Consider the following 23,941-nt stretch of genomic DNA (forward strand, 5'->3'; position numbering starts at 1 on the left):
AAGTCGACGCACAGGTCGGTCGACGCCTGTGTCAGTTGACGCACATCGGGCCGGTGGAGCCCGCGTCGATCGGAGCCGCGGGCTCCTCGGGAATCGCTGTACCCGACTCGGGTGCAATGGTTTCGGCTGTTGCCGCCTGCCCGGAACCGGGGCCCGCGTAGTCGTCGGCGAGCACCACCCGAACGGTGTCCGACGTCAGCGTGTCGTCCGCGGTGATCTGCAGTCCGCCGAGCGCGGCCGAGACGGCGCGCGCGGCGTCACTGTCGACGTCGGCAGCTTGGATGCGGCTCGACGAGATGGACGAGCCCTCGTAGTTTCCGATGGTCCCGCCGACGTACCCCAACGCCGTCAGGGAACCGGCGACGCCGTTGGCGAGTCCTTCGATTCCGCTGTCGTTCGCGACGTCCACGGTCACCGTCGACGGATCGACCGCCGGGGCCTCGGAATTCTCGGCATTGGCCTCCGCCGAATTGCCATCGCCGAGCAAACTCGCGACGTACTTCTTCACCGCGGCGGGATCGACCTGGACGATCGATTCGCCGTAGTCGGTCGTGGCGTTGATGTCGACGGCGGGGATGGTCTCGAACTTGACCTTGCCTCCGGCGAGATCTTGGAGTCGTGTAGCGAATTGCAGTATGTCCCAGTCGGAATCGAGCGTCACCGACCGCTGCACCGCGGTGCTGAGCTGACCCAGTTTGCTGGGATTGCTCAGTGTCTTGGCGCTCAACACACTCCGAACGAGCGAGGCCATGAACACCTGCTGACGCACGATACGGTCCAGGTCTCCGCGGGGGAGATCGTGCCGCTGTCGAACGAAGCTCAGAGCCTGCGAACCAGCCAGCTTCTGCTCGCCGGCGGGGAAGTTCGCACCCGAGAGTGGTTCTTGCACAGGGTTGTTGAGGCACACTTCGACGCCGCCGACGGCATCGGTCAACAGCACGAAGCCGAGCAAACCCACCTCGGCGTAGTGGTCGACGGTGATCCCGGTCAAGTTGGCGACCGAATCGATCAGAGCCTCGCGCCCGGCCTCGGTGGCCTGGGACTCCGCATCGGCGTCTGCGACACCTTGCTCCACCAATTCCAGTCGTTTGTTCTCTTTGGTCGCGCCGTACGCGGCATTGATCTTCGACATCCCGATGCCCGGTACCTCCACGTACGAATCGCGTGGGATGGAAATGGCGGTGGCCGACGAGCCGTCGTTCGGGACGCGGATCAACACGATCGTGTCGGTGTTCGACGCCACCTCCTCACCGGCGTTGAGCGATGCGAGTTCCTCGGGCGACAATGCGTTGCCGTGGGCGTCGGTGCGGCTGTCCGTACCGACCATCAGGATGTCCACGGCACCGTCTGCGGCGCCGCCGAGACCCAGACCACCTGCGGTGGCGATGTTCGATCGCAGACTGTCGACACTGCGCCACGCGAAACCGGTCACGAGAAGAACGAGGATCGACAGGACTGCGACAGCCACGTGAGTCGGGGGCCAACGGCGACCGCTACCCGCGGTAGGGGCGCCGCGCTCGGTTTCCGGTCGCCCGACGGGACCGCGGGGATCACGCTGCCTCGTCCGGTGCGATCTCCCGGTCGATTCGCCGCGGCGTTCACGGGACCGGCGCTGATCGCGCTGTTCTTCGTCGGAGTGTCGACGTGCGGTACGCGCATCGAGATCGTCGGGGCGGTACGCACCGCGTGCATCGGAACCATCGGGTCGCCGGGGAGTGCGCCGCCGCGGCGGGGGAGTGCGCTCACCTCCGGGCGTGCCTGAATCTCGTGGCACCGTTCAAGACCCTCTCTCGTTCCGACCGACCTCGGCAGCCGACTGCTTCGTTCTCCCCCCGCTGTTCGAAGGTTACTTGTCGGCGGTCGCTGCCTCGCCCAACCGAACCCGGCGTGCCACACTTGGCAACCGTGAACGCGATCCTGGTAACCGGTGCACACGGCCAGTTGGGCCGCCGAGTGGTGGCTCTGGCCGCAGAACGCGGCAGCGGTGCGCAGGTTCTCGCGTATTCGTCCGCCGACCTGGACATCACCGACCCCGATGCGGTCGCTGCCGCGGTGCGTGCGGGAGCAACGGTGATCAACTGTGCTGCTTACACCGCGGTCGACGCTGCCGAGACCGACGAGGCGAGGGCCATGGCCGTCAATGCGGACGGCCCCCGAAATCTCGCGCGCGCCTGCGGGCGTGTCGGTGCCCGGTTGATCCACGTCTCCACCGATTATGTGTTCGACGGCACAGCAACCGAGCCGTACGAGGTCGACGCGAAGACCGCTCCGCAGTCGGCATACGGACGCACCAAGCTCGCCGGCGAGCTCGCGGTGCGCGAGGAGTTGCCCGAGGCCGTCGTCGTGCGGACCGCGTGGGTGTACGACAACACCGGTAAGAACTTCGTGACCACGATGCAACGGCTCGAAGGTGAGCGCGACACCCTCTCGGTGGTGAACGACCAGATCGGCTCGCCCACGTTCGCCCTCGACCTGGCGTCGGGCCTGCTGGAGATCGAAGCCGACCCCACCGTGGTGGGACGGACCCTGCACTACACCAACGCGGGGCAGGCCAGCTGGTTCGATCTGGCTCGCGCGGTATTCACGCACATCGGTGCCGATGCCGAGCGCGTGCAGCCGTGTTCGAGCGCCGAATACGTCGTGCCGGCACCCCGGCCTGCCTACTCGGTCCTCTCGCCGACCGCCTGGGTCGACGCGGGCCTGACGCCGGCGCGCCCGTGGTCGGCCGCACTGACGGCAGCCTTGACGCAGTCGAGGTGAGGCTTTCACCCGCGCTCGGGCTACTCTTGCCCGCGTGAGTTCCGAGCTGGCCGTAGTGACGGTGACCTATTCGCCCGGCGAATACCTGGATCAATTCCTGACGTCTCTACGTGAGGCCACGACGCGCCCCTATCGGGTGATCATGGCCGACAACGGCTCGGTCGACGGCACCCCCGAGGCAGCCGAGGCAGCGTTCGACGAGGCCGAGTTGCTGCGCACCGGCGCCAACATCGGTTACGGAGCAGCGGTCAATCGCGCGGTGGCTGCCGTGGACCCGGCTGTCGAGTTCGTCGTCGTGGCCAACCCCGATGTGCGCTGGCACCCCGGTTCGCTCGACGGACTTCTCGACGCAGCGGCTCGGTGGCCGCGCGCAGGTTCTCTGGGTCCGCTCATCCGCGAGCCCGACGGCTCTCGTTACCCCTCTGCTCGGTCGGTGCCCGATCTGACGTCGGGCGCGGGACACGCGATATTGGGCAAGCTCTGGCCGAAGAACCCGTGGACTCAGCGGTATCGCCAGGAGAACGAAACGGTGACCGAGCGTCCCGTGGGGTGGCTGTCTGGATCGTGCCTGTTGCTGCGGCGGTCGGCTTTCGATTCGATCGACGGATTCGACTCGCGCTACTTCATGTACATGGAGGACGTCGATCTCGGTGACCGGCTCGGCAGAGCGGGCTGGCACAACGTCTACGTTCCCGGCGTCGAGGTGACCCATTCGAAAGGCCATGCCGCAGGACGGCATCCGGAAGTGATGTTGCCCGCACATCACACCAGTGCGTACCGCTTTCAGGCCGACAGACACGCTCGGACGTGGCAGGCTCCCTTACGATTGGCTCTGCGCGCTGGTCTCGGTCTTCGCTCGAAGATCGTTGTGACCTCGGCGCTTCGGGCCCGCGCAGTTGACGGACGACTCACGGACGAGAGAACAGAGGCTGGACATGTCGGATAGTTCCCCATCGGTCGCCGCACGAACCGATGCAGTCATTCTGGTCGGCGGCAAGGGAACTCGGCTCAGGCCGCTGACGCTCTCGGCACCGAAGCCGATGCTTCCCACCGCCGGACTGCCGTTCCTGACCCATCTCTTGGCCCGCATCAAGGCCGCGGGTATCGAGCACGTCGTCCTCGGAACGTCGTTCAAAGCCGAGGTGTTCGAGCAGCATTTCGGAGACGGATCCTCGCTCGGCATCGACCTCGAATACGTCTTCGAGACCGAACCGCTCGGCACCGGCGGAGGCATCAGGAACGTGCTCCCGCGACTGCGCGCCGAGAACGTCATGGTCTTCAACGGGGACGTGCTGGGCGGCACCGATCTGACGGCAGTTCTCGACACGCACCGAACCACCGACGCCGATGTCACGTTGCATCTGGTTCGTGTCGGCGACCCGCGCGCGTTCGGGTGTGTGCCCACCGACGAATCCGGCCGCGTGACAGCGTTTCTGGAGAAGACGCAGGATCCGCCGACCGACCAGATCAACGCCGGTTGCTACGTCTTCAAGCGCGAGATCATCGAGTCGATCCCGGCCGGCCGGCCGGTGTCGGTGGAGCGAGAGGTGTTTCCTGCCTTGCTCGCCGAGGACAAGAAGGTCTACGGACACGTCGACAGCGCGTACTGGCGTGACATGGGTACGCCGGAAGACTTCGTGAAGGGCTCGGCCGATCTGGTCCGCGGCATCGCGCCGTCGCCCGCGCTGCACGGAGATCGCGGTGAATCCTTGGTTCACCCGAGCGCAGGAGTGGCACCGGGCGCACTGTTGATCGGCGGAACAGTCGTCGGCCGCGGTGCCGAGATCGGAGCGGGAGCTCGCCTGGACGGTGCCGTCGTGTTCGACGGTGCGGTCGTCGAGGCGGGGGCCGTCGTCGAGCGATCCATTCTGGGCTTCGGTTCCCGCATCGGACCCCGCGCCCTGGTGCGTGACGCGGTCATCGGCGACGGTGCGGACATCGGTGCCCGTTGTGAGCTGCTCCGCGGTGCTCGTGTGTGGCCCGGCGTCAAGCTCCCCGACGGCGGGGTGCGTTTCTCCACCGACGTCTGACCCGATCCGCTCGTCGCTACCGGCGGCGTGCAGCGAGCGCGACGAGGCGGTCGATCGTCTCGTGCTCGGCGGTGTCCGGCAGAGCGTCCACCGGCCACCATCGGAGATCTGTCGACTCCTCGCTGCGGACCGCCCGGGCACCGTCCTGGGCGCGCACCAGGAACCTCAGGTCGAGGTGTCGGGTCGCCTTACCCAGCGAGCACGTGATCGGGTGCGTGTGCGCCGAGAGCAGTACCGGATCGATGGTCAGATCGGCGATTCCGGATTCCTCGGTGGCCTCGCGCAGCGCCGCGTCGACCACCGTGTGGTCCGTCGGTTCGCAGTGGCCGCCCAGTTGAATCCACCGACCGACCTTCGGGTGAAGAGTCAGTAGCACGTGGGTGCCGGACTCGTTCAGCACCAGCGAGGACGCCGTGAAGTGGCCCGCCTCGTTGGCGCGCAGACACGCATCCGGGTTGCTGTGCAGAAACGCCAGCATCGTGTGCCGGAGCGATTCGTCGCTCGAATCGGACGGTGCCCATCGATCGAGCGATGCTCCGACCGAATTCCACAGAGTCGAACGAGGCGGCGTCGTTGCCGACACGTCAGAGCTCCAACAGCGACGACCCGGGCAGCACCGGATTCCGGACCGTCGACGGCTCGCTGGGGTGTCCGATTGCGATGGCTCCCATGGCTTTCCAATCTGCACGCAGTCCGAGTTCGGCACGCACGGTATCGGCGGCGAAAATGGTCGAACCGATCCAGCAGCTGCCGAGTTCCCGTACCGCAAGGGCCACGAGCAGACCTTGGACGGCGGCACCGACCGCCACGGTGAACATCGTCTCCTCCGCGGCTCGACGCCTCTCGTCGGGGTACGAGTGCGCGCCGTCGGGCACACAGAACGGAACGACGATTTCCGGTGCGTCGAACAGAATGTCGCCGCGGCTCAGTCGCGCGGCGATCCGCTCCTCGCTCAGTCCGTCGCTCGTCAGGTCGGCGCGCCACTGCTCGCGCATCGTCTCGAGCAGCCGACGCCGCAGCGTCGGGGTCCTGACCCACACGAACCGGACCGGTCGAGTGTGGTGCGGAGCGGGGGCGGTGAGAGCGTCGGCGACCGAAGCCCGAATCCGCTCGGGATCGACCGAGTCCGAGGAGAACGACCGAACCGACCGCCTCAGCAGCAAAGCCTCCCGACGGCCACGATCGAGTGCTTCGGCGGTGCCGAGCCAGAACAGGTCGTCCTCGCCGCCGCGAAGGAGAGCCGCCGCGGTGGAACCGTCGTCGACCGGTGCCAAGCCGCGTACGACGGCGATCGGCACACCGCCCAGCTTGCCCTTCACCAGATCGCCTGCGGCTGCGAGCTCGTCCGCGATTGCGACCTCGGTGACCACGAGCTCGTTGCCCTGACCGTCCTCGGCTCCGGCGTAGGCGTGCAGAACCGGGAGGCCCGCCGCGCCGATGGCGGCGTCGGTCTGTCCGATCCGCCAGGCGCGCCCCATGGTGTCGGTGACGACCACGGCCACCGTCACCCCCAGCAGTTCGCCGAGAGCGGCGCGCAGGGCAGCGGCGCTGGCATCAGGGTCCTCGGGCAGCAGTGCCAGTTCGCCACCGTCGACGTTGGAGCCGTCGATGCCCGACGCGGCCTGCACGATGCCCAGCCGGTTCTCGGTGATGAGGGTTCGGCCCTTGCGCGCAACGATTCGAACGGCTTCCTGCTCCACCAGCACTCTGCGGGCAGCGTCACGCTCGTCGGCATCGTGCGGTGCCTGCACCAACCGGCCCTCCACCTTGGAGACGACCTTGCTGGTGACGATCAAGATGTCGCCGTCGCGCAGCCACGGCGCTCGCTCGGCGATAGCCGAAGCCAGGTCGTCACCCGGCCTGAATTCCGGGAGCCCGGTGATCGGCAGCATTTCGATCGAACCGCCCGGTGCATGATCGCTCGGTACCGTGGACATCGAGGCGGTCTCGCGTGAATCGGTCACAGGTCGAGTCCAGCCGCGAGCAGCGCGGTACGCGCCATCACCGCTGTGGTCTCGGGGTCGGTCATCAGCAACGGGACCGACTGCACGTCCACTCCGTCGACGACCGCGGCGTCGGTGGTGTGCACCAGCCATGCGTCGAGAATGCCGGTGCCGCTTCGGCTTCCGTAGTAACGGCCGACCGCCTGTGCTGTGGTGTCGACACCGATGACGGACAGGCACTCGTCGGCCATGCCGCGCAACGGCTTACCGTCGACGACGGGGGAGAGGCCGACAACCTTGGCTGCCGTGGTTCTGAGGGCCCCTCGGATACCCGGTACCGCAAGGATCGCGCCGACGCTCACCACCGGATTGGACGGTGCCAGGATCACGGCATCGGCTTCTGTGATCGCTTCGACCACTCCCGGTGCCGGGCTTGCCTGTTCGGCACCGATGTTGGCGAAACTGTGGGTCGGGATCTGCGCTCGGTAACGAACCCACCACTCCTGGAAGTGAATTGCGCGTTGCTGCTCGCCGCTCGGATCGTCCGGATCGGTGACGACGACGTGGGTCTCGGACCGATCGTCGGTGACGGGCAGCAGCCGGACGCCCGGTTGCCACCGGTTGCAGAGAGCTTCGGTGACGGCCGACAGGGGAAATCCGGTGCGCAACATCCGACTGCGGATCAGGTGTGTGGCGATGTCACGGTCGCCGAGTCCGAACCAGTCGGGATCGGCACCGTAGGCCGCCAATTCGTCCCGCGCGTTCCAGGTCTCGGCGATGCGGCCCCATCCACGATCGGTGTCGATTCCACCACCGAGGGTGTACATGCACGTATCGAGATCCGGGCAGATGCGAAGACCGTGCATCCACACGTCGTCGCCTACGTTGACCACCGCGGTGATCTCGTGCTCGGGGTTGTCGCCGAACAAGGATTTGAGACCCTGAAGGAACCGCGCGCCACCGACGCCACCGACCAGAACAGTAACTTTCACAACGCACGAGCCTAGTGGGGTTGCGGCGGTGCCGGGCGAGCGCCCACCCGGTGCTGCACCCGTACGAGCGGACCGTGGGCAGGTGCCATAACCGTCGCGACACGCACGGGACGGGCTCCGATTCGGGGAGACAGCCGATTTCGGGCATGTGATGGTATTGGATTTGCGCGATCGGCTTGACCGCGACACACCTGTGCGTGTCTAATCACAGGTATGTCATTCAGTGTTCGCAGCACGAGTTCGATTGCAGCGAACCTGGTTTCGAACACTCGTTCCCTTCCGGCTCGTCCTTGCATGGACGTCGAGTAGAGGTCGAGAGTTGGACGAACGCATATGCGTTCGGACACGCCAGTTGGACCGAATACCTGCGCGGGGCAAGGTATTCGAGCACACGAAGACCGAAAGTATCTGCGCTACCACAGGTGAGGAGGCGGAAGCGATGTATGACGAGCACGTGACACGTGATCAGCGGGGCGGACCCACTGCACATCTCAGCGCTGTCGACGACGCGCCGCAGACCGAGGCCGACAACGGGGCAGATTCGGGCGTCGCGGCCGACGCGGGTTCTGCGTACGTGGCTCGAACGATCGAAACGCAGATCGAGACCGACGCCGATATCGACAACGATGTCGACAACGATGTCGACTCCGACGTCGACCTGATGCCGTTCGTTGCCGAGTCGGTTCCGCCGGCCAAGCCGTTCCTCAGCCTCGTCGCAGGTTTCGACGAGATGTTCGAGGAGATCGAGGATCAGTGGCAGGAGCGCGCACTGTGCGCTCAGACCGATCCCGAGGCCTTCTTCCCGGAGAAGGGTGGCTCGACCCGCGAGGCGAAACGCATCTGTCTCGGCTGCGAGGTCAAGGACGAATGCCTCGAGTACGCACTCGCCAACGACGAGCGTTTCGGTATCTGGGGTGGGCTGTCCGAGCGGGAGCGGCGTCGACTCAAGCGCGGTATCGGCTGAGCGTTCCACCGACGCTCGGTTGTGCTCGATCGAGCACTCTGCGGCAGATCACTCTGCGGCGCTGTTCGGATCCACTTCGTCCGGGTCGATCCCGAGATATGTCGCTACTTGTTCCACCAGAACCTCGAACAACAGATCTTCCAGATCTTCAGGGTGCTTTGCGCGACGCTCGAGCGGTCGCCGGAACAGCACCACTCTGGCGCGTGTCGTCTCTCCGCGCTTGTCGATCCCGGCCGGCACCAATCGCGACAACGGCACGGGACCCTCTGCCACAACTTCGGGTGGCCATGTCACGGACTCCGGATCCAGCGCCCTGATCTTGGGCACATCGTCGACGGCGATATCGAGCTTCGAGAGCTTGTCGTGCCATCGATGATCGATTCGCGCGAACGCGTCGAGCACCAGACGGTCGAACTTCTCTGCCCGTGAGCGCCTGGCTGGGATGTCCTCGGGCAGAACCGGTCCGCGGATGCCGCGGCCGTGCCGTGCCACGGACCGAGAGGTGATCCTGCGCGCGGAGGAGAATCGAGGCATGGGGGGAGGTTATCGCGCTCGTCCGGTGTGTCGGTCGTTCGGTCGGTTGCGCCTACCGGATAGTCTGCATTCGTGAGATCACTGCGTGGCTGCTGCAGGCCTGGTTGCAACCGTTCTGCTGTTGCAACGCTCACATATGTCTACTCCGATTCCACCGCGGTCGTCGGGCCGCTGGCCACCGTGGACGAGCCTCACTCGTGGGATCTGTGCGAGATTCACGCGTCCACGACCACTGCGCCGAAGGGCTGGGAGCTCGTCCGGTACGAGGGTGGTTACTCGACGTCGACGCCCGACGAGGACGACCTGACGGCACTTGCCGAGGCGGTTCGAGAGGCGGGCCGCGGCGATCGCGTGCGCTCCGAGGACCGTGAGATCGATCGGTCGGCGTCCCGTCCGTCCGACGGTGAACGCCGATCCGCCCCGGCCGTCCGAACCGGCAGGCGTGGTCACCTTCGAGTTCTTCCCGACCCCACGTCCTGAGTCGCCGCACACACCGGTGTGGTGTGGCGACGTCCGACTGGCCGGTCCGACTGCCGTCTGGCAAGGTTTTCGAGCAGGACCGAAACGGTCTGTGCCGTTCTGCCGATACTGGTGCGGACGCACCGTCACACACGCTCGACGACGCCGATGTGCGGTGTCGCAAGAACGATCACCAGGAGAATCTTCGTGGCCCGAACCGCAGAGTCCGTCAACGCCGTCATCAAGGCCTACGACGTCCGTGGCGTTGTAGGTGAGCAGATCGACGAGGCGTTCGTGCGAGACGTCGGAGCCGCGTTCGCGCGTCTGGTGCGCGACGAGGCGGGGGCCGCGCAGTCGGTCGTGATCGGCCACGACATGCGTGATTCTTCGCCTGCGCTGTCTCGTGCCTTTGCCGACGGTGTCACCGCTCAAGGACTCGACGTGGTGCATATCGGCCTGGCGTCCACCGATCAGCTGTACTTCGCCTCGGGCCTGCTCGAATGCCCGGGGGCCATGTTCACCGCCAGTCACAATCCGGCGAAGTACAACGGAATCAAGCTCTGCCGCTCCGGCGCGAAGCCGGTGGGACAAGACACCGGTCTGGCCACCGTCAAAGCCGAATTGGTGGACGGGGTACCCGAGTTCGACGGCGCGGCCGGAACGGTGACGTCCCGCGACGTCCTCGACGAGTATGCGCAGTTCTTGCGAGACCTGGTCGATCTGTCGGGAATCGGTTCCATGAAGATCGCCGTGGACGCAGGCAACGGAATGGGCGGGCACACCGTCCCTGCAGTGTTCGGACCGTTACCGGTGACGATCGAGCCGCTGTTCTTCGAGCTCGACGGTAGCTTCCCCAACCACGAGGCCAATCCGCTCGATCCGGCGAATCTGGTGGATCTGCAGCGCTTCGTCGTCGAGACCGGCTCTGCAATCGGGCTCGCGTTCGACGGCGACGCCGATCGCTGCTTCGTCGTCGACGAGAAGGGCGACCCGGTGTCGCCCTCTGCCGTCACCTGCCTGGTGGCCGAGCGTGAACTGGCCAAGGAACCGGGCGCGGTCATCATCCACAACCTCATCACGTCCCGTTCCGTTCCGGAGTTGGTCACCGAGCTCGGTGGCACGCCGGTACGAACCCGCGTCGGCCACTCCTTCATCAAGCAGCAGATGGCCGACACCGGAGCGATCTTCGGTGGAGAGCACTCTGCCCACTACTATTTCCGCGACTTCTGGGGTGCCGACTCCGGCATGCTCGCCGCGCTGCACGTCCTCGCCGCTTTCGGTGCACAGGACCGCCCACTGTCGGAGATGATGGCCGACTACGAGACCTACAGCGCATCGGGCGAGATCAACTCGACCGTCGACGACGCGGCGGGTCGTACCGAGGCCGTGCTCTCGGCATTCGCCGATCGAACCTCGGGCATCGACCGACTCGACGGTGTGACAGTCGATCTCGCCGACGGTTCCTGGTTCAACCTGAGGGCCTCGAACACCGAACCGCTGCTCCGACTGAACGTGGAAGCGCGCACCGCTGCGGATGTCGACGCATTGTCGACCGAGATATTGGGCATCGTTCGCGCCGGACTGGAATAGTGGTTACCGAGGGTTCATGAGTGGGTAAGCGTTCGTTTCCGGTCGGTGACGAAGGGAGGTGTCGCAGCCATGACCGCAGTGTCGTCTCTGGTCGATCTCGACGATGCCGATGCTCTCATCGCGGCCGATCGCGAGGGTGCGTTGCGCAGTGCTGCGCTGGCGGGCGCGCAGGTTCGCGCTGTCGCGACGGCGGTGGACGAAGCGGTGCTGGCTCGGTTGGCCGATCTGCGTCCCAGAAGTGTGGTCATCGTGACCGGTGACGGTCGCAGCAGTCGTGCCGCGTCACTTCTCGTCGCAGCGCTCGGTGACCGACTCGGTGTTCCGCTGGTTCGCAGTACCGGAACTCCGCCGTGGATCGGCCCGCTCGATGTGGTGGTGGTTGCCGGCGACGACGCAGGCGATCCGCGCCTTGCCGAGTCTGTCGATGCCGCAGCACGTCGCGGCGCGGAAGTGGTGGTGGTGGCACCCGAGGAAGGCCCGCTGCGTGCCGTCCGAGGAGCCAGAGTCATGTGGTTGCCGCCGCGAATCGCGGTCCGTGACCACAACGCCCTGATGCGCTATCTCGCCGCATTCGTCGCCGTTCTCGGGGCGGTCGCCGGTGGATCGTGGAAGACGTTGCTGCCCAATCTGTCTCGTCTGGCCGACCTGCTCGACGCCGAGGCGGTCCGAAACAGCCCGTCCAACGAGGTGTTCCACAACCCGGCCAAGGCTCTCGCGAGCGGAATGAACGGTCGGCGGGTGGTGCTGTCCGGCAGCAGCGCCGCGGCCGTCGAGGTGGCTCGGCACGGCAGTGAGGTGCTACTGCGTGTAGCGGGTGTGCTCGTCGGTGCCGGAGAACTCGGCGATGTCATCGCGGCGTCCGTCCGGGCGAGGACTGCCGAATCTGCCGGCGCGGCACAGACATTCGATTCGTTCTTTCACGACGAGCAGCTCGACGGCCCACCACCCGCACTGCCGATGCGCGTCGTCGTGGTTGCATCCGACGTCGATCGCGCCATGACCGAACGACGACTGGCCGGTGTGACCGAGTCGGAATTGTTGCTCGCCGAGTCGAGCGATGCGCTGTTCGGCGGCGCGAGGCCGGGATCCGAGCTCGACATCACCGTCGCGTCTCCCGGTCCGGCTACACTTTCGGTGCTCGACACCATGTCCGTGTTGGCGACGCGGTTGGACACGACCGCCGCGTACCTGTTGTTGATGGGCGGTAGCTAGTGCAGCTCTTGCGTGGTGCGGTTCGGTCCTACGCATGGGGGTCGCGAACCGCTCTGGCCCGTATTCAGGGTCGCCCGGTTCCGTCCGATCATCCCGAGGCCGAGATCTGGCTCGGTGCTCACCCAGCCGATTCGGCACACGTGGTGCACGAGGGCGGCAGCACCCCATTGCTCACCTTGATCGACGGGGATCCGGCAACGCAGCTGGGAGGCTCGGCGCAGCAGTACGAGTCCCGACTGCCGTACCTGCTGAAACTGCTTGCCGCAGAAGAGCCTTTGTCGTTGCAGGCCCACCCCAGCAGTGCGCAGGCACATGAAGGTTTCGCACGCGAGAATGCGGCCGGTGTCCCCATCGATTCTCCGGTGCGCAACTATCGGGATCCGAATCACAAGCCGGAACTGATCGTGGCGCTCACCGAATTCGAGGCGCTGGCCGGTTTCCGGAGCCCTACGGAGACCGTGGAGCTGCTCGACGCGTTGTCCGTCGCCGCGCTCGGTGGGTACCGCACATTGCTTGCCGCACAGCCCGATGCGTCCGGACTGCGTACGGTGTTCACCTCGTGGATCACGCTTCCCGGGCAGTCGCTGGACGATATTCTTCCGGCCGTTGCCCAGGGATGCATCGACTATCTTTCCGGTCCCGCGCGCACCGACGGCGGACGATTCGCGGCCGAGGCCAGGACTCTGCTCGAGCTCGGCGAGTCCTATCCCGGCGACGCCGGTGTGCTGGCAGCACTGCTGCTCAACAGGGTGACCTTGGCTCCCGGGCAAGGCCTGTACCTGGACGCCGGAAACTTGCACGCATACCTGCGTGGTACCGGAGTTGAAATCATGGCGAACTCCGACAACGTGTTGCGCGGAGGACTGACTCCCAAGCACGTCGACGTCCCGGAACTGCTGCGCGTACTGGACTTCGAGCCGGCCGATATCTCTCCGATCACTCCGGGGGAGGACGATCGGCCCACCTACCTGTACCGCACGCCTGCACCGGAATTCGCGCTGAGTCGGACGGCGGTGCCGCCGGGGGAGACGGTCGAAATACCCGGATCCGGTCCCCGAATACTGCTGTGTACCGACGGAACCGTCGTGGCGAGTACCGGCGGCAGCCAGTCCGGGCTGACGGTGCCGCAGGGCAGCTCGGCCTGGATACCGGCTGCGGATCGATCCGTCTCCGTGACTGCCGATTCGGGCGTGGCCGAGGTGTTCGTGGCCTCCGTCGGCCGCCAGTAGATCCCTCGCGGGCTGTCGCACCTGTGCGGAGGTCTTTTCGAACTGCGGAAGTGCGCGAGCGGCGCGCCCGAAGGCAATAGTCTGATGTCACAGTGAACTCTGCGACGGGTGTGATCCGTGGACAGAGGCGAATACGCGCTACGGAGGCCAGATGAGCAGAGCAGACCGGCCGGCCAAGACCCCGCGCACGACGGGGTGGTTCCGGACCAAATCGATCGAGCAGTCGATCGAGGACACCGACGAGCCGGATACGAAACTCCGGAAGGAACTCGGTTCCTGGGATCTCACCGTGTTCGGTGTCGCCGTTGCCGTCGGTGCGGGCATCTTCACCCTGACCGCGCGGACCGCCGGAAACGTGGCGGGACCGGCGGTCTCGGTGGCGTTCGTGCTCGCTGCGATCGCTTGCGGCCTGGCGGCACTGTGTTACGCGGAGTTCGCCTCGACGGTTCCCGTTGCCGGCAGCGCGTACACGTTCTCCTACGCCGCGTTCGGTGAGTTCATCGCCTGGATCATCGGCTGGGATCTGATCCTCGAGTTCGGCCTCGCGGCCGCAGTTGTGGCCAAGGCGTGGTCGTTGTACCTGGGCGATCTGCTCGGTACGGCCGCGCCGGTACTCCAGATCGGTTCGCTGAACTTCGACTGGGGCGCACTGCTCATCGTGGTGGTGCTGACAGTGCTCATCGCATCGGGCACCAAGTTGTCCTCGCGGGTCTCGCTCGTGATCACCGCGATCAAGGTGATCGTCGTTCTCTTCGTGGTCGTGCTCGGTGCTTTCTACATCAAGGTCTCCAATTACGACCCGTACATTCCTCCGTCGCAGCCCGGCTCCACAGGCGAGGGTCTCCATCAGTCCTTGTTCTCGTTCGTCACCGGTGCCGGCGGTAGCACCTTCGGCTGGTACGGACTGCTGGCCGCAGCGTCGCTGGTGTTCTTCGCGTTCATCGGCTTCGACGTGGTCGCGACGACGGCGGAAGAGACCAAGGAGCCGCAGAAGGCACTGCCGCGCGGCATCCTCGGTTCCCTCGCGATCGTGACCGTGCTCTACGTGGCCGTCACCCTGGTGCTGACCGGAATGGTGAAGTACACCGATCTGGCGGGCGACAGTTCCACGCTGGCAACGGCGTTCGAGCTCAACGGTCTGAACTGGGCCAAGAACATCATTTCGTTCGGCGCACTTGCCGGTCTCACGACCGTGGTGATGGTGTTGATGCTGGGCCAGACCCGAGTGCTCTTCGCGATGTCGCGCGATGGATTGGTGCCGCGCGGATTGGCACATACCGGAAAGAAGGGCACGCCGGTTCGGACGACGATTCTGGTCGGCGTCATCGTCGGACTTCTCGCGGCCTTCGTTCCGCTGGGCACGCTCGAAGAGATGGTGAACATCGGAACGCTGTTCGCATTCGTGCTCGTGTCGGCGGGTGTGCTGGTTCTGCGCAAGACTCGACCGGACCTCGAGCGCGGGTTCCGGGTGCCGTGGGTTCCGTTGGTGCCGATCCTCGCCGTGCTCGCGTGCCTGTGGTTGATGCTGAACCTGTCGGTGGAGACATGGCTGCGCTTCCTGGTGTGGATGGCCGCCGGTGTCGTGATCTACGTGCTGTACAGCAGGCGTCATTCGGTAATGGGACTGCGGGAAGCAGAGAAGGTGAAGACCGAGAAGTAGCCGGTGCCGTTTGTGTGGCTCGTCCTACGATGCCCGGCCGAATTCGGTCGTCGTCACATCGGACCCGAAGAATGTTATACCCTCGAAAACAGACTTGGAGGACTCCTACAGTTCGATGAGAGGGTGTTGACACAGTGAATGCGAACGGCCGAATCACTTCCACGAAGGATTCGGGTGTCGCTTTCGGGGGGCGGGATTCGAAGGCCGGCGGACGTTCGGTTCGCTGGCAGGACAACAAACGCTATTTGTGGATGCTGGGGCTCCTGGCCCCGGCATCGGCGCTGCTGCCGTCGCAGTTGGTCTACTGGACGGGCATGCAGATCTTCTGGTGGAGCGGTGTTCTGGTGTTCTTCGTGATCATTCCGGTGATCGACCTGATCGCCGGCGAAGACGGGCACAACCCGGACGAGTCGGCGAGCGAGAAACTGCAGAACGATCGCTACTACCGCTGGTGCACCTACCTTTTCCTACCCATTCAGTTCATCGGGCTGATCGTCGCATGTTGGATGTGGGCGTACGGAAACCTGACCGTGGTGGACAAGATCGGGCTCGCCGTGACGGTGGGTCTGGTGGCAGGCACCGGTATCAACGCCGCTCACGAGCTGGGTCATCGCATTGAGCAACACGAGCGGTGGCTGGCGAAGATCGCGCTGTCCCAGACGCTCTACGGGCACTTCTTCGTCGAACACAACCGCGGTCATCACGTACGGGTAGCGACCCCGGACGACCCCGCGAGCGCGCGGCTCGGCGAGAGCGTGTGGACCTTCGTGCCGCGCAGCACGGTGTTCGGACTCGTCTCTGCGTGGAGGCTCGAGGCGCAGCGACTACGACGCAAGGGTCGCTCGGTCGCGAGCCCGACCAATGCGCTGCTGCACACCTGGTTGCTGAGCGCAGTGCTGTTCGGCACGTTGCTGGTCGTGTTCGGCCCCGCTATCGCGCCGTATCTTCTGCTGCAGGCCGTCGTCGGATTCGTGTTGCTCGAGATGGTGAACTACGTGGAGCACTACGCCTTGCTCCGCGAAACGAACGACCGCGGCAAATACGTTCGGTGCTCACCCCGCCACAGCTGGAACAGCGACAGAATCTGCACCAACATATTTCTGTACCACTTGCAACGACACAGTGACCACCACGCCAATCCTGGCAAGCGCTATCAGACCCTGCTCTCCTGCGACGAAGCTCCGCAGCTGCCGGCCGGATACGCGTCGATGGTGATACTCGCCGCAATCCCGCCGCTGTGGCGTCGAGTGATGGACCCACGGGTACTCGCGCACTACCAAGGCGATGTCACCCGTGCCAACATCCTTCCCCGCAAGCGCGCCCGAATTCTGGCGCGAGCCGGACGAAACGGATAGTGCAGACACTCGGTGTGGACTCGTCCCCCGGGCAGTCGGTACTTCCGCTGCACGGACCCGATAGCCTGGTGGACAGACACTCAGTCAACAGGAGAGGCAAGATGACGACCTCAGTTACGTCAGGATCGGCACTCACCGTGGATCACCGCGGTGGAATCGACTTCAAGGTCGCAGACCTGTCGCTCGCAGAATTCGGCCGCAAGGAGATCAGGCTCGCCGAGCACGAGATGCCCGGTCTGATCGCGCTGCGTCGCGAATACGCCGACGTACAGCCGCTCAAGGGCGCGCGAGTTTCGGGATCGCTGCACATGACCGTGCAGACCGCGGTGCTGATCGAGACCCTGGTGGCGCTCGGAGCCGAGGTCCGGTGGGCGTCGTGCAACATCTTCTCCACCCAGGACCATGCAGCTGCGGCTGTCGTCGTCGGCCCGTACGGAACCGTCGAGGAGCCCAAGGGCGTCCCGGTGTTCGCGTGGAAGGGCGAAAGCCTCGAGGAGTACTGGTGGGCGGCGGAGCAGATGCTCACGTGGCCCGAGCAGCCCGCCAACATGATTCTCGACGACGGTGGAGACGCCACGATGCTGGTGCTGCGCGGCGCGCAGTTCGAGAAGGCAGGTGTCGTCCCGCCGACCGACGACGATCACGATTCGGACGAGTACAAGGTGTTCCTCGGCCTGCTGCGTCGTTCGCTCGAGGCGTCGAAGTCCAAGTGGACCGAGGTTGCCGCGTCCGTCCAGGGCGTCACGGAGGAGACCACCACCGGAGTGCTCCGGCTCTACCAGTTCGCGGCCGCCGGAGAACTCACGTTCCCGGCCATCAATGTCAACGACTCGGTGACCAAGAGCAAGTTCGACAACAAGTACGGCACCCGCCACTCGCTGATCGACGGCATCAACCGCGGCACCGACGTCCTCATCGGCGGCAAGGCCGTGCTGGTCTGTGGTTACGGCGACGTGGGCAAGGGCTGCGCCGAGGCGCTCAAGGGCCAGGGTGCACGGGTTACCGTCACCGAAGCCGACCCGATCAACGCCCTGCAGGCGCTCATGGACGGCTTCGACGTGCGCACGGTCGAGGAATTCATCGAGCAGGCCGACATCGTGATCACCTCGACGGGCAATCTGTCGATCATCACGTTCGAGCACATGCGCAAGATGAAGCACCAGGCAATCCTGGGCAACATCGGCCACTTCGACAACGAGATCGACATGGCCGGGCTGGAGAAGGCCGCAGACGTCACCCGCATCAACATCAAGCCGCAGGTCGACGAGTACCAGTTCAAGGACGGGCACTCGATCATCGTGCTCTCCGAGGGCCGCTTGCTGAACCTCGGCAACGCGACCGGTCACCCGTCGTTCGTCATGAGCAACAGTTTCTCCAACCAGGTCATTGCGCAGATCGAACTGTGGACCAAGCCGGACGAGTACGACAACGAGGTCTACCGCCTGCCCAAGCATTTGGACGAGAAGGTCGCGCGTATTCACGTCGAAGCACTCGGCGGCTCGATCACCAAGCTCACCAAGGAGCAGGCCGAGTACATCGGCGTCGACGTCGAGGGCCCGTACAAGCCCGAGCACTACCGCTACTGACCCACGGTGGGACAGCTTTTCGTCATCGAAGGAGTCGACGGTGCGGGCAAGAACACGCTCGCCCGTCGGCTCGTTTCGGCATGGGAACGCGACGGACTCGACGTCGCGCGCATCGGATTTCCGAGGTACGACCGATCGGTGCACGCCGATCTTGCGGCGGAGGCACTGCACGGCGAACACGGCGACACCGCCGGGAGCGTGCACGCGATGGCTCTGCTGTTCGCGCTCGATCGCCGGGATGCGGTCGACGAGGTCCGAAAGCTGCTCTCGCACAACGATGTAGTTCTTCTCGACCGGTACGTGGCGTCCAATGCCGCGTACACCGCTGCTCGGTTGGAACAGACCGCAGACGGCGGGGCCGTGGAATGGATCAGGGCGCTGGAATTCGAGCGCTTCGGAGTTCCGATTCCGGACATTCAGATCTTGCTCGACGTGCCGGTGGCACTCGCCGCCGAGCGGGCTGCGGCGCGTGAGAGTGCGGACGTCGCCCGAACCCGGGATGCGTACGAACGGGACGGCTCGCTGCAGAGCCGAACCTCGGCCGTGTACGCCGCTCTTGCGTCGGCGAACTGGGTATCGCCGTGGCAGGTCGTCACTGCCGACGTAGATCCCGATCGACTCGCCGCCGAGTTGTCCAATCAGCCATCAGGCGAGCCGAGAGTGACACCATAGGAGTATGAAGCCTCGGATTCTGGTTGTGGACGACGATTCGGCTCTGGCGGAGATGCTCACCATCGTGCTGCGCGGTGAGGGATTCGAGCCATTCGTGGTCGGAGACGGCACCCAAGCGTTGGCGGCCGTGCGCGAGAATCGGCCGGATCTGGTGCTGCTGGACCTGATGCTTCCCGGGATGAACGGCATCGACGTCTGCCGCGTACTGCGGGCCGATTCCGGCGTTCCGATCGTGATGCTGACGGCCAAGACGGACACCGTCGATGTCGTGCTGGGCCTCGAATCCGGGGCGGACGACTACATCATGAAGCCCTTCAAGCCCAAGGAACTGGTCGCACGCGTTCGAGCGCGCCTGCGCAGGACCGAGGACGAACCCGCCGAATTGCTGTCCATTGCAGACATCGTGATCGACGTGCCTGCACACAAGGTCAGCCGCGGCGACGAACTGGTGTCGCTGACACCACTCGAGTTCGATCTGTTGGTGGCGTTGGCCCGCAAGCCCCGTCAGGTGTTCACCCGCGAGGTGCTGCTCGAACAGGTGTGGGGCTACCGTCATGCCGCCGACACCCGACTGGTCAACGTCCACGTTCAGCGTCTGCGCGCCAAGGTCGAGAAAGATCCGGAAAACCCTGAGGTGGTGTTGACCGTGAGGGGGGTCGGGTACAAGGCCGGACCGCCGTGATCGGTTTTTCCCACTCTCGGCGACGAATCAACGGCAAATTTTCCCCTTTGCTGCGGTGGTTTCGCTCGCTGAGTACGTCGCTCGGGCACGCCTGGCGACGGTCTTTGCAGCTCCGCGTCGTCGTGTCGACGTTGACGCTGTCACTGGTGGTCATCCTCATCCTCGGTGTGGTGTTGACCTCTCAGATCACCGATCGTCTGCTCGAAGCCAAGTTGTCGGCGGCTACCGAGGAGCTCGACAGATCGCGAACCACCGTCGAGGGCAATCTCGCGGGTGCCGACGATTCGAGCGGACTCGCGACGCGCCTGGAACGAGCGCGAGCAGCACTGACCAACCAGGACCTGGACGCCGCGTCGACCACCGGGTCGGCGGGATCGTTCGATCCGGTGTTGATCGTGGAGGGTGACGCCACCCGGGCCGAGGCGTCGGTCGGGCCGGTCGATCAGATCCCGAACAGCTTGCGCGACTTCGTCAAGAAGGGCCTGATCAGTTCGCAGTACGCGACCGTGACCGACAGTGACGGCGGGTATTCCGGATCGGCGCTCATCATGGGATCGCCCACCGGATCCGATATCTCGGCTCTACAGCTGTATCTCATCTTCCCGCTCGCCAGCGAGGACCGGACACTGTCGTTGGTACGCGGCACGTTGTTCATCGGGGCAGTGGTGCTGCTGGTACTCCTCGCCGCGATCGCGATGCTCGTCGCGCGGCAGGTAGTGCTGCCCATTCGATCCGCGTCGCGCATCGCAGTACGTTTCGCCGACGGCAGGCTCAAGGAGCGCATGCCGGTTCGCGGTGAGGACGACATGGCCAGGCTGGCGATGTCGTTCAACGAGATGGCCGAGAGCCTGTCCAAGCAGATCACCCAGCTCGAAGAATTCGGCAACCTGCAGCGTCGGTTCACCTCCGACGTGAGCCACGAGCTGCGGACCCCGCTCACCACGGTGCGGATGGCTGCCGACCTCATTCACGACGCCAGTGACGATCTCGAACCCGCACTCAAGAGATCGTCGGAGCTGCTGGTCAACGAGCTGGATCGCTTCGAGACTTTGCTCGGCGACCTGCTCGAGATCAGTCGACACGATGCGGGTGTGGCCGAACTGGCTGCCGAACAGCTCGATCTTCGGATGTGTGCGCGCGCAGCGGTGTCCACCGTTCGACACCTGGCGCGCGAGACCGGCACCGAAGTGATCGTCGACATGCCCGAGACCGCGGTCGTCGCCGAGGTGGACCCCAGGCGGGTGGAGCGGATTCTGCGAAACCTACTGGCCAACGCACTCGATCACGGCGAGGGCAAGCCGGTGCTGCTGCGCCTGCGCTCGGATGCCGATGCGGCAGCATTCGTGGTGCGCGACCAGGGAATCGGTCTGCGACCCGGCGAGGAAAAGCTGGTGTTCAACCGGTTCTGGCGCTCGGATCCCTCTCGCGTCCGTCGCTCCGGCGGCACCGGACTCGGGCTGGCGATCAGCGTCGAGGACGCCCGACTGCACGACGGTAAGCTCGAGGCGTGGGGTGCAGTGGGGGAAGGCGCATGCTTTCGACTCACGTTGCCACTCGTGCGCGGGCACAAGGTCATCGGATCTCCACTGCCCCTCAAGCCGAGCACCAAAAAGTACGCGCAGGGGCAGCCGATTCCGGCGATCACCGCCCCGAAGTCGTCCGCGCAGAAGTCGTCGGCCTCGGAGTCGGTGACGTGATTCGATCGGCTCGTCGAGGTAGTCGGGTACTGGCGATCTGCGCACTGGCGATCGCGCTCGTCGGTGGGTGTGCCAGCCTGCCCGAGTCCTCCAGCCCTCAGGCAATCGGAACCCTGACGGACGGTGCCGTGCCGACGAGTGCCCCGGCCCCCGAGCCCGGACGCGAACCGGATCGCTTGCTGGACGATTTCTTCGAGGCCAGCGCCGTCTCCGCCAACAGGCATCAGGCCGCTCGGCAATTTCTCACCGAGGAGGCGTCGGGAACCTGGGACGACGGGGCGCGAACCGTCGTCGCGGACCGGATCGACACCCTGTCCGGACCACGGACCGCCGATACCGCGCAGTTCACGATTCGTTCGACGACGGCCGGGATGCTGGCCTCGGGCGGGGAGTATCAGGCAGGTTCGGACACCTTCGACGTTGCGATCGAGATGACGCGGGTGGACGGTCAGTGGCGTATCTCCAAGCTTCCGCCCGGTGTCGTCATCGATCGATCCGCATTTCTGAACACCTATCAGCAGCGATCGCTCTACTTCGTTGATCCTCTCGGCGGCGTGCTCGTGCCCGATGTCCGCTGGACGAGCGGATCGCAGGACCAGCTGGCCAATCAACTCGTGCAGCTGCTCATCGACGGTCCCAAGTCGGCGCTGTCGGCGGCAGTGAGCAACGAACTGTCCGACGACGTGAGCATCCGCGGGCCGATCACCAAGGCCGACGGTCAGACCTCTCAGGTGGGGGTGGGGCTCGGCGGCATCAAGATCGACTTCGGCGGTCTACAGAACAAGGGCGACCGCGATCGCGAACTCCTTGCCGCTCAAGTGATCTGGACCCTGGCGTCGGCCGAGGTGGCCGGCCCGTACGTGCTGCTGGCCGACGGTCAACCGATCGATACGACCAAGCCCGACGGGTGGACGACCGCGGGCGTCGACTCCTTCGATCCACTCGGCGGCACCGACGCCACCATCGGGCTGCACGCGCTCGCGTCCGGCGGATTGCTCAAGGTCGACGAGGCGGAGACCACACCCGCCCCCGGGTACTTCGGGCAGGCCCGCAATCTTCGCTCGGTGGCGCTGTCCAACGACGGCACCCTCGTGGCAGGAGTCGCTGACACCGGGCGGCCTGCGCCTGCCCCGTCGAGCACTCTCATGGTGGGCAGCTACGACGGTGGCGCGTTCCCGGTGGCCGAAGGGCAGTCGATCACGCGGCCCACCTGGGGGTCGGACGACAATGCGGCCTGGGCGGTGATCGACGGCACCAATGTCATCCGTGCCGCTCGTGATCCCTCCACCGGTCAGGTCTCCGTGATCCCCGTCGACGCCACCGCCGTCACGACCTTGGGCACCCGAATCACCGAACTGCGATTGGCCCGCGACGGCGTACGAGCAGCGCTCATCGTCGACGGCGTCGTGTACGTGGCGACGGTGGTGCGTGATCCCTCGGGCGTGTACTCGTTGACCTCACCCCGCGCGGTGGCCATCGGACTCGGCAGTGACGCCACCAGTTTGGACTGGTCCACCGGAGACACCATCGTGATCGCCAGAGTCGCCACGGACACACCGGTGGTGCAGGTGACGGTCGATGGATCCAGGATGGACGCGCTTCCTTCGCGCAACCTGACCACTCCGGTGCTGGCGGTCGATGCGTCGCCGGAAACGGAGTACGTGGCCGACGCGCGTGCAGTGTTTGCGCTCAACAACGCCGATCCGGTCGGCGACCGGTACTGGCGCGAGGTCACCGGCCTGGCCGGTGTGAAAGCGGTGCCGATTCTGCCCGGCTGATGTCGCGGAGTCCCGTGTCGGTGGGTGCGGGCAGACTCGACGCTCATGCGAACACTCCTCGATCTGGTTCTCCCGCTCGAGTGCGCCGGTTGTGGAGTGCCTGGGGAGAACTGGTGCCGCGCGTGTCGCGAGGCACTGTTCGTTCCCCCCATCCCCGTTCGTCCGCGTGTCGATCCCGGTGTGCCGTGTTGGGCTCTCGGCACGTACAGCGGACCCCGTCGCAGCGCCGTCATCGCCGTGAAGGAACGGGGTCGCCGGTCGGTGGCTCGGCCACTCGGACGTGCGTTGGCAAGGGCCGTGGGACATCTGCGTGAGGCGGGTGAGATCGATCCCCCGGAGCTCGGTTCGCTGATTCTTGTCTGCGCCCCCTCTCGGGCCCGCGCGGCCCGGGCGCGTGGGGGTGATCCTGTCCTGCGATGCGCACGGATCGCGGCCGAAGAATTGGCACCGGAGCGAGTTCTCGTGCCCGAGTTGCTGCGCATGTCCGGTGGAGCCAGAGATTCGGTCGGGTTGTCGGCCGGACAACGTCAGCACAACGTGGCGGGTCGGATCGAGGCAGTCGGGGTGCGTCGCCCACGATTCGTCGGAGGTGCGTCGCAGGCGGCGGCGTTCACCGTTCTGTTGATCGACGACGTGGTGACCACGGGTGCCACACTGGCCGAATCAGCAAGAGTGTTAAGCGATTTCGGAGTACCCATCGCCGGCGCACTCGTCGTGGCCAGTGCCTGAGAGCTCCCGAGGAAGACACGCCGACAACCAATTCCCGGTGAACGGTGGCACACGAGTCGATGACCGACT

Annotated in this window: 22 protein-coding genes; 17 read left to right on the forward strand and 5 right to left on the reverse strand. The window is 65.5% G+C overall.

The window, feature by feature from the left end; translation table 11 throughout:
• Positions 1–31 precede the first annotated feature (31 nt).
• Entirely contained in the window at positions 32–1,468 is a 1,437-nt protein-coding gene (locus ACQR3T_RS04240; protein ID WP_428692623.1) for an LCP family protein, read from the reverse strand.
• Positions 1,469–1,567: 99 nt separating this feature from the next.
• Between ACQR3T_RS04240 and ACQR3T_RS04245 the strand changes: the two genes are divergently transcribed.
• From ACQR3T_RS04245 to ACQR3T_RS04260, 4 genes are all read left to right on the forward strand, one after another.
• Positions 1,568–1,762 (forward strand): hypothetical protein, encoded by a 195-nt coding sequence (locus ACQR3T_RS04245; protein ID WP_428692624.1) that lies wholly within the window; start codon positions 1,568–1,570, stop codon positions 1,760–1,762.
• Positions 1,763–1,905: 143 nt separating this feature from the next.
• Positions 1,906–2,760 carry a dTDP-4-dehydrorhamnose reductase gene (gene rfbD, locus ACQR3T_RS04250; protein WP_428692625.1) on the forward strand — a complete coding sequence of 285 codons (855 nt, stop codon included), beginning with the start codon at positions 1,906–1,908 and terminating at the stop codon, positions 2,758–2,760.
• Between the two features lie 34 nt (positions 2,761–2,794).
• On the forward strand, positions 2,795–3,706 hold the full coding sequence (locus ACQR3T_RS04255) for a glycosyltransferase family 2 protein (protein WP_032376890.1): 912 nt from the start codon (positions 2,795–2,797) through the stop codon (positions 3,704–3,706).
• Positions 3,696–4,790, forward strand: coding sequence for a sugar phosphate nucleotidyltransferase (locus tag ACQR3T_RS04260; RefSeq protein ID WP_032376891.1), 1,095 nt, complete (start codon positions 3,696–3,698; stop codon positions 4,788–4,790). The genes ACQR3T_RS04255 and ACQR3T_RS04260 overlap by 11 nt, the downstream gene beginning before the upstream one ends.
• Before the next feature lie 16 nt (positions 4,791–4,806).
• Here ACQR3T_RS04260 and ACQR3T_RS04265 read toward each other — a convergent pair whose 3' ends face one another.
• The 3 genes from ACQR3T_RS04265 to cofD form a co-directional block, all read right to left on the reverse strand.
• Entirely contained in the window at positions 4,807–5,268 is a 462-nt protein-coding gene (locus ACQR3T_RS04265; RefSeq protein ID WP_428693049.1) for an NUDIX hydrolase, read from the reverse strand.
• Between the two features lie 106 nt (positions 5,269–5,374).
• Positions 5,375–6,727, reverse strand: coding sequence for a coenzyme F420-0:L-glutamate ligase (locus ACQR3T_RS04270; protein WP_428693050.1), 1,353 nt, complete (start codon positions 6,725–6,727; stop codon positions 5,375–5,377).
• Positions 6,728–6,750: 23 nt separating this feature from the next.
• Entirely contained in the window at positions 6,751–7,725 is a 975-nt protein-coding gene (gene cofD, locus ACQR3T_RS04275; protein ID WP_032403066.1) for a 2-phospho-L-lactate transferase, read from the reverse strand.
• 730 nt (positions 7,726–8,455) lie between these two features.
• Here cofD and ACQR3T_RS04280 point away from each other — a divergent pair.
• A complete protein-coding gene (locus ACQR3T_RS04280; protein WP_027496498.1) occupies positions 8,456–8,689 on the forward strand; it encodes a WhiB family transcriptional regulator in 234 nt (77 codons plus the stop codon).
• A 48-nt stretch (positions 8,690–8,737) separates the two neighbouring features.
• Here the strand turns inward: ACQR3T_RS04280 and ACQR3T_RS04285 are convergent, their stop codons facing one another.
• Positions 8,738–9,223, reverse strand: coding sequence for a metallopeptidase family protein (locus ACQR3T_RS04285; protein WP_032376893.1), 486 nt, complete (start codon positions 9,221–9,223; stop codon positions 8,738–8,740).
• A 72-nt stretch (positions 9,224–9,295) separates the two neighbouring features.
• Between ACQR3T_RS04285 and ACQR3T_RS04290 the strand changes: the two genes are divergently transcribed.
• The 12 genes from ACQR3T_RS04290 (at position 9,296) to ACQR3T_RS04345 (ending at position 23,872) form a co-directional block, all read left to right on the forward strand.
• Positions 9,296–9,703: a DUF3499 domain-containing protein gene (locus ACQR3T_RS04290; RefSeq protein ID WP_170944848.1), complete on the forward strand. Its 408-nt coding sequence runs from the start codon at positions 9,296–9,298 to the stop codon at positions 9,701–9,703.
• Between the two features lie 186 nt (positions 9,704–9,889).
• Positions 9,890–11,272, forward strand: a complete 1,383-nt coding sequence (locus tag ACQR3T_RS04295) for a phosphomannomutase/phosphoglucomutase (protein WP_428692626.1) — start codon at positions 9,890–9,892, stop codon at positions 11,270–11,272.
• Between the two features lie 69 nt (positions 11,273–11,341).
• On the forward strand, positions 11,342–12,484 hold the full coding sequence (locus ACQR3T_RS04300; RefSeq protein WP_428692627.1) for a tobH protein: 1,143 nt from the start codon (positions 11,342–11,344) through the stop codon (positions 12,482–12,484).
• Positions 12,484–13,713: a mannose-6-phosphate isomerase, class I gene (gene manA / locus ACQR3T_RS04305; RefSeq protein ID WP_032376895.1), complete on the forward strand. Its 1,230-nt coding sequence runs from the start codon at positions 12,484–12,486 to the stop codon at positions 13,711–13,713. The genes ACQR3T_RS04300 and manA overlap by 1 nt, the downstream gene beginning before the upstream one ends.
• A gap of 151 nt (positions 13,714–13,864) precedes the next feature.
• Positions 13,865–15,373, forward strand: a complete 1,509-nt coding sequence (locus ACQR3T_RS04310) for an amino acid permease (protein ID WP_428692628.1) — start codon at positions 13,865–13,867, stop codon at positions 15,371–15,373.
• Positions 15,374–15,624: 251 nt separating this feature from the next.
• Positions 15,625–16,728: an alkane 1-monooxygenase gene (locus tag ACQR3T_RS04315; RefSeq protein WP_230592470.1), complete on the forward strand. Its 1,104-nt coding sequence runs from the start codon at positions 15,625–15,627 to the stop codon at positions 16,726–16,728.
• Between the two features lie 101 nt (positions 16,729–16,829).
• Positions 16,830–18,314, forward strand: coding sequence for an adenosylhomocysteinase (gene ahcY, locus ACQR3T_RS04320; RefSeq protein WP_032378132.1), 1,485 nt, complete (start codon positions 16,830–16,832; stop codon positions 18,312–18,314).
• Positions 18,315–18,320: 6 nt separating this feature from the next.
• Positions 18,321–18,986 (forward strand): dTMP kinase, encoded by a 666-nt coding sequence (locus ACQR3T_RS04325; RefSeq protein WP_428692629.1) that lies wholly within the window; start codon positions 18,321–18,323, stop codon positions 18,984–18,986.
• A 4-nt stretch (positions 18,987–18,990) separates the two neighbouring features.
• Positions 18,991–19,668 carry an MtrAB system response regulator MtrA gene (mtrA, locus tag ACQR3T_RS04330; protein ID WP_027496508.1) on the forward strand — a complete coding sequence of 226 codons (678 nt, stop codon included), beginning with the start codon at positions 18,991–18,993 and terminating at the stop codon, positions 19,666–19,668.
• Positions 19,665–21,365, forward strand: coding sequence for an MtrAB system histidine kinase MtrB (gene mtrB, locus ACQR3T_RS04335; protein WP_032376899.1), 1,701 nt, complete (start codon positions 19,665–19,667; stop codon positions 21,363–21,365). Before mtrA ends, mtrB begins: the two co-directional genes overlap by 4 nt.
• Positions 21,362–23,143: an MtrAB system accessory lipoprotein LpqB gene (lpqB, locus tag ACQR3T_RS04340; RefSeq protein ID WP_037174170.1), complete on the forward strand. Its 1,782-nt coding sequence runs from the start codon at positions 21,362–21,364 to the stop codon at positions 23,141–23,143. The genes mtrB and lpqB overlap by 4 nt, the downstream gene beginning before the upstream one ends.
• 45 nt (positions 23,144–23,188) lie before the next feature.
• A complete protein-coding gene (locus tag ACQR3T_RS04345; RefSeq protein WP_037174168.1) occupies positions 23,189–23,872 on the forward strand; it encodes a ComF family protein in 684 nt (227 codons plus the stop codon).
• The last annotated feature ends 69 nt before the right edge of the window (positions 23,873–23,941 follow it).

It is taken from the genome of Rhodococcus sp. IEGM1428 (assembly GCF_050321865.1).
Lineage (GTDB): Bacteria > Actinomycetota > Actinomycetes > Mycobacteriales > Mycobacteriaceae > Rhodococcoides.